13 protein-coding genes are annotated in these 16,414 nt (G+C 55.0%); all 13 read left to right on the top strand.

The genetic code is table 11. From position 1 onward, the window contains the following. Positions 1–8 precede the first annotated feature (8 nt). The 13 genes from ispC (at position 9) to accA (ending at position 16,303) form a co-directional block, all read left to right on the top strand. Positions 9–1,205 carry a 1-deoxy-D-xylulose-5-phosphate reductoisomerase gene (ispC, locus tag QOT07_RS19940; protein WP_283603799.1) on the top strand — a complete coding sequence of 399 codons (1,197 nt, stop codon included), beginning with the start codon at positions 9–11 and terminating at the stop codon, positions 1,203–1,205. Positions 1,206–1,483: 278 nt separating this feature from the next. Beyond that, positions 1,484–2,242 carry a (2E,6E)-farnesyl-diphosphate-specific ditrans,polycis-undecaprenyl-diphosphate synthase gene (ispU, locus tag QOT07_RS19935; RefSeq protein WP_099065007.1) on the top strand — a complete coding sequence of 253 codons (759 nt, stop codon included), beginning with the start codon at positions 1,484–1,486 and terminating at the stop codon, positions 2,240–2,242. Positions 2,243–2,251: 9 nt separating this feature from the next. Further along, on the top strand, positions 2,252–3,100 hold the full coding sequence (gene cdsA / locus QOT07_RS19930; RefSeq protein WP_099065008.1) for a phosphatidate cytidylyltransferase: 849 nt from the start codon (positions 2,252–2,254) through the stop codon (positions 3,098–3,100). A 28-nt stretch (positions 3,101–3,128) separates the two neighbouring features. Continuing rightward, entirely contained in the window at positions 3,129–4,484 is a 1,356-nt protein-coding gene (gene rseP / locus QOT07_RS19925; protein ID WP_099065009.1) for a sigma E protease regulator RseP, read from the top strand. Between the two features lie 35 nt (positions 4,485–4,519). Next, positions 4,520–6,925, top strand: coding sequence for an outer membrane protein assembly factor BamA (gene bamA / locus QOT07_RS19920; RefSeq protein WP_112347220.1), 2,406 nt, complete (start codon positions 4,520–4,522; stop codon positions 6,923–6,925). 159 nt (positions 6,926–7,084) lie between these two features. Beyond that, on the top strand, positions 7,085–7,582 hold the full coding sequence (gene skp, locus QOT07_RS19915; RefSeq protein WP_099065011.1) for a molecular chaperone Skp: 498 nt from the start codon (positions 7,085–7,087) through the stop codon (positions 7,580–7,582). Between the two features lie 3 nt (positions 7,583–7,585). Then, a complete protein-coding gene (lpxD, locus tag QOT07_RS19910) occupies positions 7,586–8,608 on the top strand; it encodes a UDP-3-O-(3-hydroxymyristoyl)glucosamine N-acyltransferase (protein ID WP_085118523.1) in 1,023 nt (340 codons plus the stop codon). A gap of 161 nt (positions 8,609–8,769) precedes the next feature. After that, positions 8,770–9,225 (top strand): 3-hydroxyacyl-ACP dehydratase FabZ, encoded by a 456-nt coding sequence (fabZ, locus tag QOT07_RS19905; protein ID WP_017893789.1) that lies wholly within the window; start codon positions 8,770–8,772, stop codon positions 9,223–9,225. A gap of 3 nt (positions 9,226–9,228) precedes the next feature. Then, positions 9,229–10,017: an acyl-ACP--UDP-N-acetylglucosamine O-acyltransferase gene (gene lpxA, locus QOT07_RS19900; RefSeq protein ID WP_012146483.1), complete on the top strand. Its 789-nt coding sequence runs from the start codon at positions 9,229–9,231 to the stop codon at positions 10,015–10,017. Positions 10,018–10,020: 3 nt separating this feature from the next. Beyond that, entirely contained in the window at positions 10,021–11,169 is a 1,149-nt protein-coding gene (gene lpxB / locus QOT07_RS19895) for a lipid-A-disaccharide synthase (protein WP_099065012.1), read from the top strand. Continuing rightward, positions 11,166–11,759, top strand: coding sequence for a ribonuclease HII (gene rnhB, locus QOT07_RS19890; RefSeq protein WP_283603798.1), 594 nt, complete (start codon positions 11,166–11,168; stop codon positions 11,757–11,759). The genes lpxB and rnhB overlap by 4 nt, the downstream gene beginning before the upstream one ends. Before the next feature lie 83 nt (positions 11,760–11,842). Next, positions 11,843–15,331, top strand: coding sequence for a DNA polymerase III subunit alpha (gene dnaE / locus QOT07_RS19885; RefSeq protein WP_085118519.1), 3,489 nt, complete (start codon positions 11,843–11,845; stop codon positions 15,329–15,331). 12 nt (positions 15,332–15,343) lie between these two features. Continuing rightward, positions 15,344–16,303: an acetyl-CoA carboxylase carboxyl transferase subunit alpha gene (accA, locus tag QOT07_RS19880; RefSeq protein ID WP_085118517.1), complete on the top strand. Its 960-nt coding sequence runs from the start codon at positions 15,344–15,346 to the stop codon at positions 16,301–16,303. Positions 16,304–16,414 lie beyond the last annotated feature (111 nt).

Below are 16,414 nucleotides of genomic sequence, written 5' to 3'. Positions count from 1 at the left end.
GTGAGCTCATGAAGCAACTGACTATTCTTGGCTCCACCGGCTCAGTGGGGACCAGTACCCTGGCCGTGGTCAGGGCAAATTCCGACCTTTTTGCGATTAAAGCGCTGGTTGCCGGCCGCAATGTCGCGGTCATGGCGCAACAGTGCATAGAGTTTCGCCCGGCGTATGCCGCGATGGCGGACGAAGGCGCTGCGCGTGAACTGCGTACTCTGCTGGCGGAAAACGGTATTGCCACTGAGGTCATGGCGGGCGAGCAGGCCGCCTGTGAGTTGGCGGCATTGGACGACGTCGACCAGGTTACGGCAGCCATTGTTGGCGCTGCCGGGCTACTGCCTACGCTGGCGGCCATCCGCGCCGGCAAGCAGGTACTGCTGGCGAACAAAGAGTCGCTGGTGACCTGTGGACGCCTGTTTATGGACGCGGTACAGCAGAGCAAGACGCAATTACTGCCACTCGACAGCGAACATAATGCCATTTTTCAGAGTTTGCCTGAGAGCATTCAGCGTCAGTTGGGATACTCTTCATTAGAAAGTCATGGTGTGTCGCGCATTGTGCTTACCGGTTCCGGCGGCCCGTTCCGTACCACGCCGCTGGAGCAGTTTGTCACGATGACGCCGGATCAGGCCTGTGCCCATCCAAATTGGTCGATGGGGCGCAAGATCTCGGTAGACTCCGCTACCATGATGAACAAAGGACTGGAATATATCGAGGCCCGCTGGCTGTTTAACGCCTCGGCCGAACAAATGGAAGTGATTCTGCATCCGCAGTCGGTGATCCACTCGATGGTGCGTTACACCGATGGCAGCGTGTTGGCCCAATTGGGCACGCCGGATATGCGTACGCCGATCGCCCATGCGATGGCTTACCCGCAGAGGGTCAATTCTGGTGTGGAAGCGCTGGATTTCTGCCGTATCGGGTCGCTGACCTTTGCCGAACCTGAGCGGGAACGTTATCCCTGCCTGTATCTGGCGATTGAGGCCTTCGATGCGGGCCAGGCGGCAACGACCGCGCTGAACGCGGCCAACGAAGTGGCTGTGGCAGCTTTCCTGCAGGAACAGATTCGCTTTACCGATATTGCGACAGTGAACCAAAAAGTCGTCGAACGGCTGTCACTGCAGGAACCGTCCTGCATTGATGCGGTCTTAGAAATAGATCGTCAGGCGCGTGAGGTTGCGGTTGGATTGGTTAAATCATTGTGTAACTGATACCGGCAATTATCCTATTTTGTTCGCAAATTACGCGTGCCGCAGTGGGGCCGTTTGTTCAGGCCTTGCTGAGGTGGTATAGTCTGCGCCACCTTTCAGCGGTTATACCGTTGAATTATGGCCTGATTGACATCTCGAAAGCCGGTAGCGCAGCGCAGATTACCGGCTGTCGCAGGGCAGACTGAAAAGCCGTGTCGGGCACACGGCTTTTTTTGCGCGTAAGGGCCTGATGTTCCGGAAAGGCAGTTGTATTTCTATTGAGGAAATAAGTACGAGTTATGTCGTCCGCAAATCAACAAGAGGCTAATCTGTCTACTCTGGGGCCACGGCATGTCGCCATTATTATGGACGGCAATGGGCGCTGGGCTAAACGTCAGGGTAAGTTACGTGTCTTCGGTCATAAAGCAGGGGTGAAATCGGTACGTCGTGCGGTCAGTTTTGCCGCCAACAACCATTTGGATGCACTCACGCTTTATGCCTTCAGCAGCGAGAACTGGAACCGTCCGGTGCAGGAAGTCTCCGCCCTAATGGAGCTTTTTGTCCGCGCCTTGGACAGTGAAGTAAAAAGCCTGCATAAACATAACGTCAGATTGCGAGTGATCGGCGACATTAGCCGTTTCAGCGTGCGCTTGCAGGAGCGGATCCGTCGCTCTGAGCAACTGACAGAAAATAACGATGGCCTGACGCTCAACATCGCTGCCAACTATGGCGGCCGTTGGGATATTATTCAGGGAGTAAGGGAACTGGCTGAGCAGGTGAAGGACGGTTCACTGCGTCCGGATCAAATTAGCGAAGAATTACTGGGTGAGCGGGTCTGTATGAACGATCTGTCGCCGGTGGATCTGGTGATCCGCACCGGTGGAGAACACCGCATCAGTAACTTCTTGCTGTGGCAAATTGCTTACGCTGAACTTTACTTTACTGATGTACTCTGGCCTGATTTTGATGAACTTGTCTTTGAAGGTGCGCTGAATGCATTTGCACAACGCGAGCGTCGCTTCGGGGGAACAACACCTATCGGCGCCGATGCGTCCTAGGGGGAACTTTTGCTGAAGTATCGCCTCATAACTGCTCTGATTTTAATTCCGATTGTTATCGCGGCGCTGTTTTTGCTGCCGCCGGTGGGCTTTGCCCTGGTAACACTCGTGGTGTGCATGTTAGCGGCCTGGGAGTGGGGCCAACTGGCCGGTTTTACCTCCCGCTCGCAGCGCATCTGGTTGGCGATACTGTGCGGCTTCCTGCTGGCGTTGATGCTGCTCAGCATTCCGGCCTATCACCAGTCGGTCCATTTGCTTCAGGTCGGCGGTCCGTTGTGGTTGTCGCTGGCCTGGTGGCTGGTAGCGCTGTTGCTGGTGCTGTTTTATCCCGGCTCGGCTGCACTGTGGCGTAACTCACGCCCGATACGTCTGGTTTTCGGTCTGCTGACCATAGTGCCGTTTTTCTGGGGCATGTTGTCGCTGCGCCAGTTCGGCTATGAACAGAACCACTTCACCGGCGCCTGGTGGCTGCTGTATGTGATGTTACTGGTTTGGGGTGCGGATTCCGGCGCCTACATGTTCGGCAAACTGTTTGGCAAGCATAAGCTTGCGCCGAAAGTTTCTCCGGGGAAAACCTGGGAGGGGCTGATTGGTGGCCTGATTACTTCAGCCCTGATATCCTGGCTGTTTGGTCGGTACGCTCCGCTGAATGTGGTGCCGACGACCTTACTGATTTGTTCGGTGATTGCCGTGCTGGCTTCGGTGCTGGGCGATCTTACCGAGAGCATGTTCAAACGCGAAGCGGGTATCAAAGACAGTGGTCATTTGATACCGGGTCATGGCGGTATACTGGATCGTATCGATAGCCTGACCGCAGCAGTGCCTGTATTTGCCTGCCTGATGCTGTTAGTGTTTTAATCCGTCAATGGCGGGGAGTGAAGGGATTATGGTTAGCGTGCTCTGGAACTTAGTCGCATTTCTTGTTGCGCTTGGTGTTTTAATCACCGTGCACGAGTTCGGGCACTTTTGGGTCGCCCGTCGCTGCGGCGTCCGTGTAGAACGCTTCTCCATCGGTTTTGGCCGCGCTTTATGGCGCCGCACTGACCGTCAGGGCACGGAATATGTCATCGCCCTGATCCCGCTTGGCGGTTATGTGAAGATGCTCGATGAGCGGGTTGATTCGGTTGCACCGGAACTCCGTCATCAGGCGTTTAACAACAAAACCGTTTGGCAGCGTGCCGCTATCATCAGTGCCGGTCCTATCGCCAATTTCCTGTTTGCTATCCTTGCTTACTGGCTGGTCTTCATTATCGGCGTTCCCAGCTTCCGTCCGGTAATCGGTGAAATCGCGCCCCAATCGATTGCGGCCAACGCTGAAATTTCGCCAGGAATGGAACTTAAGTCCGTAGATGGCATCGAAACGCCTGATTGGGAATCAGTTCGTCTGGCTCTGGTGGCGAAGATTGGCGACGCAGAAACCGAAGTGGGTATCGCGCCGTTTGGCACTTCTCGGGTGGTGACGAAAACCCTGGATTTGCGCCAGTGGAATTTTGAGCCGGACAAACAGGATCCCGTGGTGGCGCTGGGTATTATTCCTCGCGGCCCACAGATAGAATCTGTCCTTGCCGAAGTGCAGCCGAACTCGGCAGCGCAAAAGGCAGGTTTACAAGCGGGGGACAGGATCGTTAAAGTCGATGGTCAGCTGTTGGGTCGTTGGCAAACGTTGGTTAAACGGATCCATAACGGCCCTGGGCAACCGCTGGTTTTAGAGATCGAAAGAAACGGCGCCCCCTTGTCTTTGACGCTGATACCGGATACAAAGCCGGTGGGAAAAGACAAATCGGTGGGGTTTGCAGGCATCATTCCGAAAGTGCTGCCGCTGCCGGACGAATATAAGACGATTCGCCAGTATGGACCTTTCCCGGCGCTGTATCAGGCTGGGGACAAGACCTGGCAGCTTATGAGCCTTACGGTCAAAATGCTGGGTAAATTAATAACCGGTGATGTAAAGCTGAACAACCTGAGTGGCCCGATTTCGATTGCACAGGGAGCAGGGGCGTCAGCTGGGGTCGGGTTTGTGTATTATCTGATGTTCCTGGCGTTGATCAGTGTCAACCTGGGTATCATCAACCTGTTCCCATTACCGGTGTTAGATGGTGGGCATCTCCTCTTCCTGGCGATAGAAAAGCTGAAGGGTGGGCCGGTTTCCGAGCGAGTACAGGACTACAGTTACCGCATAGGTTCGATCGTGTTGGTGCTTTTAATGGGTCTTGCACTTTTCAATGATTTTTCTCGTCTTTAGGGGCGGGGATAGGTTAGGAAGAACGCATAACAACGATGGCGATGAAAAAGTTGCTCATAGCGTCGCTGCTGTTTGGCAGCGCCACCGTATACGGTGCAGACGGGTTCGTAGTGAAGGATATTCATTTCGAAGGCCTGCAGCGAGTCGCCGTCGGTGCGGCGTTACTCAACATGCCGGTTCGCGTAGGCGATACCGTCACTGACGATGATATCAGTAATACCATCCGTGCCTTGTTTGCCACTGGCAACTTCGAGGACGTTCGCGTGCTGCGCGATGGTACTACGCTGATTGTTCAGGTTAAGGAACGCCCTACCATTGCCAGCATCACTTTCTCCGGCAACAAGTCGGTGAAAGATGACATGCTCAAGCAAAACCTGGAGGCCTCTGGCGTTCGGGTTGGCGAAGCGCTCGATCGCACCACCATATCCAGCATTGAAAAAGGGCTGGAAGACTTCTACTACAGCGTCGGTAAATACAGTGCCTCGGTGAAAGCCGTTGTCACGCCGCTGCCGCGTAACCGTGTCGACCTGAAACTGGTGTTCACGGAAGGGGTTTCCGCCAAGATTCAACAAATCAACATTGTCGGCAATCATGCCTTCACCAACGATGAACTGATCTCACGCTTCCAACTGCGTGATGAAGTGCCGTGGTGGAACGTGGTTGGCGATCGCAAATACCAGAAGCAAAAGCTGGCGGGTGACCTCGAAACCCTGCGCAGTTTCTATCTGGACCGCGGCTACGCACGCTTCAATATTGATTCGACTCAGGTCAGCCTGACGCCGGACAAAAAAGGCATTTACATCACCGTCAATATCACTGAAGGCGAGCAGTACAAGCTCACCGACGTGGTGGTGAACGGCAATCTGGCCGGCCACTCGGCGGAAGTTGCCCAGTTGACCAAGATTGAGCCAGGTGAGCTGTATAACGGCAGTAAAGTGACCAAGATGGAAGACAACGTCAAAACGATGTTGGGCCGTTATGGTTACGCTTACCCGCGTGTTTCTACCCAGCCTGAAATCAACGACGCGGATAAAACCGTGAAGTTGCATGTGAACATTGATGCGGGCAACCGTTTCTATGTGCGTCGCATTAAGTTTGAAGGCAACGACACCAGTAAAGATTCCGTACTGCGCCGTGAAATGCGTCAGATGGAAGGTGCGTGGCTGGGCAACGCTCAGGTCGAGCAGGGTAAAGAACGTCTGAACCGTTTGGGCTATTTTGAAACGGTAGATGTGGAAACCCAGCGCGTTCCGGGTACTGCGGATCAGGTTGACGTCACCTACAAGGTGAAAGAGCGTAACACCGGTACCTTCAACTTCGGTGTCGGCTACGGCACCGAGAGCGGCGTGAGCTTCCAGGCGGGCGTTCAGCAGGACAACTGGCTGGGGACCGGCTATTCCGTCGGCATCAGCGGGACCAAGAACGACTACCAGACTTACACCGAGCTGTCGGTAACCAACCCGTACTTCACCGTTGACGGTGTGAGTTTGGGTGGCCGTATCTTCTACAACGACTTTAAAGCCGATGACGCGGACCTGTCCGACTATACCAACAAGAGTTACGGTATCGACGGCACCCTGGGCTTCCCGATCAACGAAAACAACTCGTTGCGCACCGGCTTGGGTTACGTGCATAACGGCTTGTCTAACATGCAGCCTCAGGTTGCCATGTGGCGTTATCTGGACTCGATGGGTCTGGATCCGAACAAGACCGATCGGGCCAGTTATTCTGCCGATGACTTCACGCTGAACCTGGGTTGGACCTATAACAACCTTGACCGGGGTTATTTCCCAACCTCGGGTAACCGCACAACGCTGAATGGTAAAGTCACCATTCCGGGGTCGGATAACGAATACTACAAAATGACGCTGGACAGCGTGCAATACGTCCCAATCAACGACGATCGCACCTGGGTACTGTTGGGTCGTGGCCGTCTGGGTTATGCCGATGGTCTGGGCGGCAAAGAAATGCCGTTCTACGAGAACTTCTACGCCGGCGGCTCGAGCACCGTGCGTGGTTTCGGTTCCAACACCATTGGTCCGAAAGCGGCGTACTACAACTCCAACTCGTACAGCTGTACCAATGGTGCCGCTGTGTGTAGTTCTGACGATGCGGTGGGCGGCAACGCCATGGCCGTCGCCAGTATGGAGCTGATCACGCCAACACCATTTATCAGCGAGAAATACGCCAACTCGGTGCGTACTTCCTTGTTCATGGATGCGGGTACCGTGTGGGATACCAACTGGAAGAATGACGCTCAGACCAGCATGTACGATATTCCGGACTACAGTAAAGCGAGCAATATCCGCGTTTCTGCCGGTATCGCCTTGCAGTGGATGTCACCTTTGGGTCCGTTGGTGTTCTCTTATGCCAACCCGATCAAGAAATACGAAGGCGACAAGTCCGAACAGTTCCAGTTTAACATTGGCAAGACCTGGTAACAGGTCCCGCTTCTGGGCATAGCAGTTATTAAGAATCGCAAATGCCAGGCGCCCGTCAGAGCACAGAGAGATGATTCTCATTGTTTTGCGGGATAAGTCTGGCAGATTGTGTACTTCAAGTGTCATATGACACAAATGGGTGATGGTAAGGAGTTTATAGTGAAAAAGTGGTTGTGTGCCGCAGGCCTCGGTTTAGCAATGGCTGCTTCAGCTGGCGTTCAGGCAGCAGATAAGATCGCTGTAGTTAACGTCTCCAGCATTTTCCAACAGTTGCCGGCTCGTGAAACCGTAGCTAAACAGCTGGAAAACGAGTTTAAAGGCCGTGCGGGTGAGCTTCAGAACATGGAGCGTAGCCTTCAGACCAAAATGCAACGTTTGCAGCGTGATGGCGCTACCATGAAAGCCAGCGATCGCAGCAAGGCGGAAAAAGACGTGATGGCACAGCGCGAGCAGTTCTCTCAGAAAGCACAGGCTTTTGAGCAGGACAACCGTCGCCGTCAGATGGAAGAGCGTAACAAAATCCTGAGCCGTATTCAGGACGCTGTGAAATCTGTTGCCAGCAAAGAAGGCTACGACGTAGTCATCGATGCTAACGCAGTTGCCTATGCAGGGACTTCTAAAGATATCACTGCTGACGTGCTGAAACAGGTTAAATAACACATGCCTTCAATTCGACTGGCTGATCTAGCGCAGCAGTTGGATGCACAATTGCACGGTGATGGCGATCTCGTCATCACCGGCATTGCTTCTATGCATTCGGCACAGGCTGGCCAAATCACGTTTTTGTCAAACAGCCGCTATCAAGAGCAGCTGTCTTCCTGCCTGGCAAGCGCAGTAGTGCTTACCGAAGCGGATTTACCACACTGCCGTTCTGCGGCGCTGGTGGTTAAAAACCCTTACCTGACTTACGCGCGCATGGCGCAACTGATGGACACCACGCCGTCTCCGGCTCAGGATATCGCCCCAAGCGCGGTTATCTCACCTGCTGCCACTCTGGGACAGAATGTGGCCATTGGCGCTAATGCGGTGATCGAGTCGGGCGCCGTTCTGGGCGATAACGTGGTTATCGGTCCTGGCTGCTTTATCGGCAAACTTGCACGCATTGGCGCGGGTACGCGTCTGTGGGCAAACGTAACTATTTATCATGAAGTCGAGATCGGTCAGCGCTGCCTGATCCAATCAGGTACTGTGATCGGTGCTGATGGTTTCGGCTATGCCAACGAACGTGGCGAGTGGATTAAAATTCCTCAGCTGGGCACGGTAATCATCGGCGATCGCGTCGAGATTGGCGCTTGCACCACCATTGACCGCGGTGCGTTGGATAACACCCAGATCGGGAATGGTGTTATCATCGACAACCAATGTCAGATTGCACATAACGTGGTGATTGGCGACAATACTGCCGTTGCCGGCGGTGTGATCATGGCGGGTAGCCTGAAGATTGGCCGCTATTGCCAGATCGGCGGAGCCAGTGTGATCAACGGTCACATGGAGATCGCCGACAAAGTTGTTGTCACCGGAATGGGAATGGTTATGCGACCAATCACCGAACCTGGGGTATACTCTTCGGGCATTCCGTTACAACCCAACAAAGTTTGGCGTAAAACCGCTGCGTTGGTGATGAATATCGATGAGATTAGCAAGCGCTTAAAAGCTGTCGAACGAAAAGTCGGAAAAGACTAATCACTATCGCCCGCCTCGCTGGGTACAAAACGAAACGCGTTGGTCATGAGACCAAAAGCGCAAAGAGTTGTTAATTTGCGGCCTGCATGACTTCCTCCTTATTGGGGGCAGCGCAGGCCGTGTTGTTGATGCCATCAGTTTTTAGAGACAGGAAGAGTATTTTGACTACTGACACTCATACTCTGGATATTGCAGAAATTTTAGAGTTGCTTCCTCACCGTTACCCGTTCTTGCTGGTCGATCGCGTCCTCGAGTTTGAGGAGCACAAATTCCTGCGTGCGGTGAAGAACGTATCTGTAAATGAGCCGTTTTTCCAGGGACACTTCCCTGGTAAGCCGATTTTCCCAGGCGTATTGATTCTGGAAGCCATGGCGCAGGCCACCGGTATTCTGGCGTTCAAAAGCGTCGGCAAACTGGAGCCGGGTGAGTTGTATTACTTTGCCGGTATCGACGAAGCCCGCTTCAAACGACCGGTAGTGCCTGGCGATCAAATGATCATGGAAGTCACCTTTGAGAAAACTCGTCGTGGTTTGACGCGCTTTAAAGGCGTGGCGACCGTCGACGGCAAAATTGTCTGCGAAGCAACCATGATGTGTGCGCGCAGCCGGGAGGCCTAATCCGTGATCGACAAAACCGCCTTTATCCATCCTAGCGCGATTATTGAAGAAGGCGCCGTTATCGGCGCTGGTGCACACATCGGTCCCTTCTGCTACGTCGGCTCCCAGGTGGAAATCGGCGAAGGCACGGTACTGAAGTCCCACATTGTGGTGAATGGTTTGACCAAAATCGGCCGCGATAATCAGATCTATCAGTTCGCCTCTATTGGCGAAGTGAATCAGGATCTGAAATACGCGGGTGAACCGACGCGTGTCGAGATTGGCGATCGCAACCGCATTCGCGAAAGCGTCACCATTCATCGCGGCACAGCGCAGGGCACTGGGTTGACCAAAGTAGGTAATGATAACCTGCTGATGGTTAACGTGCATGTTGCGCACGACTGTGTGGTGGGTAACTCCTGTATTTTGGCAAACAACGCCACGCTGGCCGGCCATGTGGAAATTGATGATCATGCCATTATCGGTGGTATGACGGCTATCCATCAGTTCTGCATTATCGGTACTCACGTGATGGTGGGCGGTTGTTCCGGCGTTGCCCAAGACGTGCCTCCTTTTGTCATCGCGCAGGGTAACCACGCCACGCCATTCGGTGTTAACGCCGTTGGCCTGAAGCGTCGTGGTTTTGATAAAGATGAAATGCAGGCCATTCGTAACGCCTACAAAATTCTTTATCGCAGCGAGAAAACGCTGGATGAAGCGAAAACAGAAATCGAAGCCCTGGCGAAAGAACAACCGGTGGTGCAGCAGTTCCTTGATTTCTTTGGTCGTTCCACCCGCGGTATTATTCGCTGACCTATGCAAAATCGCCCATTGACCATCGGATTGGTCGCCGGAGAAACTTCCGGTGATATTCTTGGCGCCGGTTTAATCCGCGCGCTCAAGGCGCAGATCCCCGACGCGCGTTTTGTTGGCGTCGCCGGCCCGCTGATGCAGGCCGAAGGCTGCGAAACCTGGTACGAAATGGAAGAACTGGCGGTAATGGGCGTGGTCGAGGTGCTTGAGCGCCTGCCACGCCTGTTAAAGATCCGCAAGGATCTTACCCGCCGGTTCAGCGAACTGAAGCCGGACGTGTTTGTGGGTATCGACGCGCCGGACTTCAATATCACCCTGGAAGGTCGCCTGAAACAGCGCGGCATCCGCACCATTCATTATGTCAGCCCCTCCGTCTGGGCCTGGCGTCAAAAGCGCGTTTTCAAAATAGGCAAAGCCACCGATCTGGTGCTGGCATTTCTCCCTTTCGAAAAAGCGTTTTACGATCGTTTCAACGTTCCCTGTCGGTTTATCGGCCATACCATGGCCGACGCCATGCCGCTGCAACCAGATAAACTGGCTGCGCGCGCCACGCTGGGCATCGCCCCGGATGCCCGTTGTCTGGCCCTGTTGCCGGGCAGCCGCGGTGCGGAAGTCGAGATGCTAAGCGCCGATTTCCTGAAAACGGCCCAGTTGCTGCGTACCCGCTATCCGGATCTGGAACTGGTGGTGCCGCTGGTTAATGCCAAGCGACGCGAACAGTTCGAGCGCATCAAGGCCGAAGTGGCACCCGAGTTAAGGGTTCACCTGCTCAACGGCCAGGGGCGCGAGGCGATGATCGCCAGCGACGCGGCATTACTGGCCTCCGGCACTGCCGCGCTGGAGTGTATGCTGGCCAAATGCCCGATGGTGGTGGGTTATCGCATGAAACCATTTACCTTCTGGATAGCGCAACGGCTGGTGAAGACGCCATATGTCTCATTGCCTAATCTGCTGGCCGGTCGTGAAATCGTCACCGAACTGTTGCAGCACGATTGCGTGCCGGACAAGTTGGCGGCGTCGCTAATGCCGCTGCTGGAAGATAGTCCGCAAACTGACGAACTGAAACAGACTTTCCTTAACTTGCACCAAAGCATCCGTTGTGGTGCCGATGAACAGGCCGCTCAGGCTGTGTTGGAGCTGGCAAAAGCATGATTGAACCTTTCATCTATCCTGTCGCCACGCTGATTGCCGGCGTGGACGAAGTCGGGCGTGGCCCCTTGGTGGGCGCGGTTGTGACCGCTGCGGTGATCCTCGATCCTGCACGACCGATCGTAGGGCTGGCGGACTCGAAAAAACTCAGTGAAAAACGCCGCCTGGCGCTGTATGACGAAATTACCGAGAAGGCCCTGTCCTGGAGTTTGGGGCGCGCCGAGCCGGACGAGATTGACCAACTGAACATTCTGCATGCCACTATGTTGGCGATGCAGCGTGCAGTTGCCGGATTGCATATCGCGCCGGACATGGTATTGATTGACGGTAACCGCTGCCCGAAATTGTCGATGCGCTCGCAGGCGGTGGTGAAAGGCGACAGCCGCGTGGCGGAAATCAGTGCAGCGTCCATTCTGGCGAAGGTAACGCGTGACCGCGAAATGACTGAGTTGGATCGGGAATTCCCGGACTACGGTTTTGCGCAGCATAAAGGCTACCCAACCGCTTTCCATCTGGAGCGGCTGGCCGCGCTGGGTGCGACCGAACATCATCGCCGCAGCTTTGCCCCGGTCAGAAGGGTGCTGGCGCTGTAATCTGCCGGCCTTATCCGGGCCAGGCACGCGATAGAGTTAACCCGGGTTCAGTTCGCTGAGCCCCTAGATTCAGGTATCTGGATATGGCCGAACCTCGTTTTATTCACCTGCGCGTTCATAGTGACTACTCCATGATTGATGGATTAGCCAAGATCGGGCCGTTGGTGAAAAGAGCCGCCGCGTTAGCCATGCCTGCTTTGGCAATTACCGACTTTACCAACCTGTGTGGTCTGGTGAAGTTCTATGGCAGCGCGCACGGCGCCGGGATCAAACCGATCATCGGCGCGGATTTTCATGTGCAAAGCGAAGTGCTGGGCGATGAGCTGGCGCAGCTCACCGTGCTGGCCGCCAATAATGAAGGTTACCAAAACCTGACGTTGCTGATTTCTCGCGCCTATCAGCGTGGTTACGGCGCCGCCGGTCCGATCATCGATCGTGACTGGCTGATTGAGCACCGTGAAGGGCTCATTCTGCTCTCTGGCGCCCGTCTGGGCGACGTCGGCAAGTTTCTGCTGCGTGGCAACCAGCCGCAGGTGGATCAGTGTCTGGAGTTCTATCAGCAGTACTTCCCTGACAGCTATTATCTTGAACTGATCCGCACCGGTCGGCCGGACGAAGAAAACTACCTGCATGCTGCGGTGGCGCTGGCGACCGAACGCGGGCTGCCGGTGGTGGCCACTAACGATGTACGATTTCTGGTAGCGGATGACTTCGACGCCCATGAGATCCGCGTCGCCATCCACGACGGCTTCACGTTGGACGATCCCAAGCGGCCGCGTAACTATACTCCGCAGCAATACATGCGTAACGAAGACGAGATGTGCGAGCTGTTTGCCGACATCCCGGAGGCGTTACTCAACAGCGTAGAGATTGCCAAGCGTTGCAACGTGACTATCCGCCTTGGCGAGTACTTCCTGCCGCAGTTCCCAACCGGTGATATGACTACCGAGGATTTCCTGGTCCTGAAGTCGAAGGAAGGGCTGGAAGATCGTCTGGAGTTCCTGTTCCCGGATCCGCAGGTACGTGCTGAGCGCCGCCCTGAATACGACGAACGTCTGGATATTGAGCTGAAAGTGATCAACCAGATGGGCTTCCCGGGTTACTTCCTGATCGTGATGGAGTTCATCCAGTGGTCGAAGGACAACGACGTGCCGGTAGGGCCGGGTCGTGGGTCTGGTGCCGGTTCTCTGGTGGCCTATGCGCTGAAAATCACCGATCTTGACCCGCTGGAATTTGACCTGCTGTTCGAACGTTTCCTTAACCCGGAACGTGTTTCGATGCCTGACTTCGATGTCGACTTCTGCATGGAAAAACGCGATCTGGTGATTGAGCACGTTGCGGAGATGTACGGCCGTGAGGCGGTATCGCAGATCATTACCTTCGGTACCATGGCGGCGAAAGCGGTTATTCGCGACGTGGGCCGTGTACTGGGTCACCCGTATGGCTTCGTTGATCGCATCTCCAAGCTGGTGCCGCCCGATCCGGGCATGACGCTGGAAAAAGCCTTTGCCGCCGAACCGCAGCTGCCGGAAATCTACGAGGCCGATGAGGAAGTCAAAGCGCTGATCGACATGGCGCGCAAGCTGGAAGGGGTGACGCGTAACGCCGGTAAGCACGCCGGTGGTGTGGTGATCGCACCGACCAAAATCACTGACTTCGCACCGCTGTACTGCGATGCCGAAGGTCAGCATCCGGTAACCCAGTTTGACAAGAACGATGTGGAATACGCCGGGCTGGTGAAGTTCGACTTCCTGGGGCTGCGAACCCTGACCATCATCGACTGGGCGTTGGCGATGATCAACGCCCGCCGCGCGAAAACCGGGCTGGAACCGATCGATATCGCCGCCATCCCGCTCGAGGACAAGAAAAGCTTCGACATGCTGCAGCGTTCGGAGACCACGGCGGTCTTCCAGCTCGAATCACGCGGCATGAAAGACCTGATCAAACGCCTGAAGCCCGACTGTTTCGAAGATATGATCGCACTGGTGGCGCTGTTCCGCCCGGGACCGCTGCAGTCAGGCATGGTAGATAACTTTATTGACCGTAAGCACGGCCGTGAAGAGATTTCCTACCCGGATATCCAGTGGCAGCATGAGTCGCTTAAACCGGTGCTGGAGCCTACCTACGGTATCATCCTGTATCAGGAACAGGTGATGCAGATTGCCCAGGTGCTGGCCGGTTATTCGCTGGGCGGCGCAGACATGTTGCGTCGTGCGATGGGTAAAAAGAACCCGGTTGAGATGGCCAAGCAGCGCGGCGGTTTCGAGGACGGGGCAAAATCACGCGGCATCGACGGCGAGCTGTCGGTAAAAATCTTTGACCTGGTGGAGAAATTCGCCGGTTACGGCTTCAACAAATCGCACTCCGCCGCCTATGCTCTGGTGTCATACCAGACATTGTGGCTGAAGGCGCACTACCCGGCCGAGTTTATGGCGGCGGTAATGACCGCCGATATGGACAACACCGATAAGGTGGTGGGGCTGGTGGATGAATGCTGGCGCATGGGCCTGAAAATCCTGCCGCCGGACATCAACAGCGGCCAGTATCATTTCCACGTTAACGACGAAGGTGAGATCGTTTACGGCATCGGCGCTATCAAAGGCGTCGGGGAAGGGCCGATTGAAGCCATTCTTGAAGCGCGTAACAGTGGCGAGCAGGGCTATTTCAAAGACCTGTTTGACCTCTGTGCTCGCTCTGATATCAAAAAACTGAACCGCCGTATTCTGGAAAAGTTGATCATGTCCGGGGCATTCGACCGCCTTGGGCCGCACCGTGCCGCACTGATGAATTCATTGGGCGACGCCCTGAAAGCGGCGGATCAGCATGCCAAAGCCGAAGCTATCGGCCAGGTGGACATGTTTGGCGTACTGGCGGAAGCGCCGGAGCAGGTGGAGCAATCCTACGCCAACGTGCCCCTCTGGCAGGAGCAGGTGGTGCTGGACGGTGAACGGGAAACCCTGGGGTTGTACCTCACCGGCCACCCGATCACCCAGTACCTGAAGGAAATCGAACGCTATGCCGGTGGCCAGCGTTTGAAAGATATGCATCCGACGGACCGGGGCAAAATGACGACCGCCGTTGGGCTGGTGATCGCCTCACGGGTTATGGTCACCAAGCGCGGTAATCGCATCGGAATTTGTACGCTGGATGACCGTTCAGGCCGTCTGGAAGTGATGTTATTCACCGATGCGTTAGAAAAATACCAGCATTTATTGGAAAAAGACCGTATCCTGATCGCCAGTGGACAGGTCAGCTTTGATGACTTTAGCGGTGGGCTTAAAATGACTGCCCGCGAGCTAATGGACATCAGTGAAGCCCGTGAAAAATACGCTCGCGGACTTGCTATCTCGCTGACGGACAGGCAAATTGATGACCAGCTTTTGAACCGTCTCCGTCAGTCTTTGGAACCCCATCGCTCGGGGACGATTCCAGTGCATCTTTACTATCAACGGGAAGATGCGCGGGCCAAGCTGCGTTTTGGCGCAACCTGGCGCGTGACGCCCACCGACCGCTTATTGATAGATTTGCGGACTTTGGTAGGTAATGAGCAGGTGGAACTGGAATTTGACTAAAATAGGAATGCTATGAGTCTGAATTTTCTTGATTTTGAACAGCCGATTGCAGAGCTGGAAGCGAAAATTGACTCGCTGACTGCAGTCAGCCGTCAAGACGAAAAATTAGATATTAATCTGGACGAAGAGGTTCAGCGCCTTCGTGAAAAGAGCGTTGAGCTGACGCGCAAGATTTTTTCCGATCTTGGGGCTTGGCAAGTTGCCCAATTGGCACGCCACCCACGCCGTCCTTATACCCTGGATTATATCAAACACATCTTTACCGACTTCGAAGAACTGGCAGGCGATCGCGCCTATGCCGATGATAAAGCGATTGTCGGTGGTATTGCTCGTCTGGATGGTCGCCCGGTGATGATCATCGGTCATCAGAAAGGCCGCGAAACCAAAGAGAAAATCCGCCGTAACTTCGGCATGCCGGCACCGGAAGGCTACCGCAAAGCGCTGCGCCTGATGGAAATGGCTGCTCGCTTCAAACTGCCGTTGATCACTTTCATCGACACTCCAGGGGCATACCCGGGTGTGGGCGCGGAAGAACGCGGCCAGTCAGAAGCGATTGCCCATAACCTGCGTGAAATGTCTCGTCTGAATATCCCGGTGATCTGCACCGTGATCGGCGAAGGCGGTTCTGGCGGTGCATTGGCTATCGGCGTTGGCGACAAAGTGAATATGCTGCAGTACAGCACCTACTCGGTGATCTCACCGGAAGGCTGTGCCTCCATCCTGTGGAAGAGTGCCGACAAGGCTCCTCTGGCTGCAGAAGCGATGGGCATTACCGCACCGCGTCTGAAAGAACTGAAGCTGATCGACTCGGTGATCCCGGAGCCTTTGGGCTCTGCTCACCGTGACGTGCCGGCGATGGCAGCCTCGCTGAAAGCGCAGCTGTTGGCTGACCTGAAAGATCTCGACGGCCTGAACAACGAAGAGTTGCGCAACCGTCGTTACCAACGCCTGATGAACTACGGCTACTGCTGAGTTTTATCCTGTGTTGCAAGAAACCGCCTTCGGGCTAACACCGTTCGCTTAAGAGAAATGAGGATGTAAACAGGCATCCTCTGTTTCTGAGAACCCCTGTTGGATTGGGGG

Source organism: Serratia proteamaculans (genome assembly GCF_949794035.1).
GTDB classification, from domain to species: domain Bacteria; phylum Pseudomonadota; class Gammaproteobacteria; order Enterobacterales; family Enterobacteriaceae; genus Serratia; species Serratia proteamaculans.
Note: the sequence above shows the minus strand (reverse complement) of the source record. Positions and strands in the feature narration are given on the sequence as shown.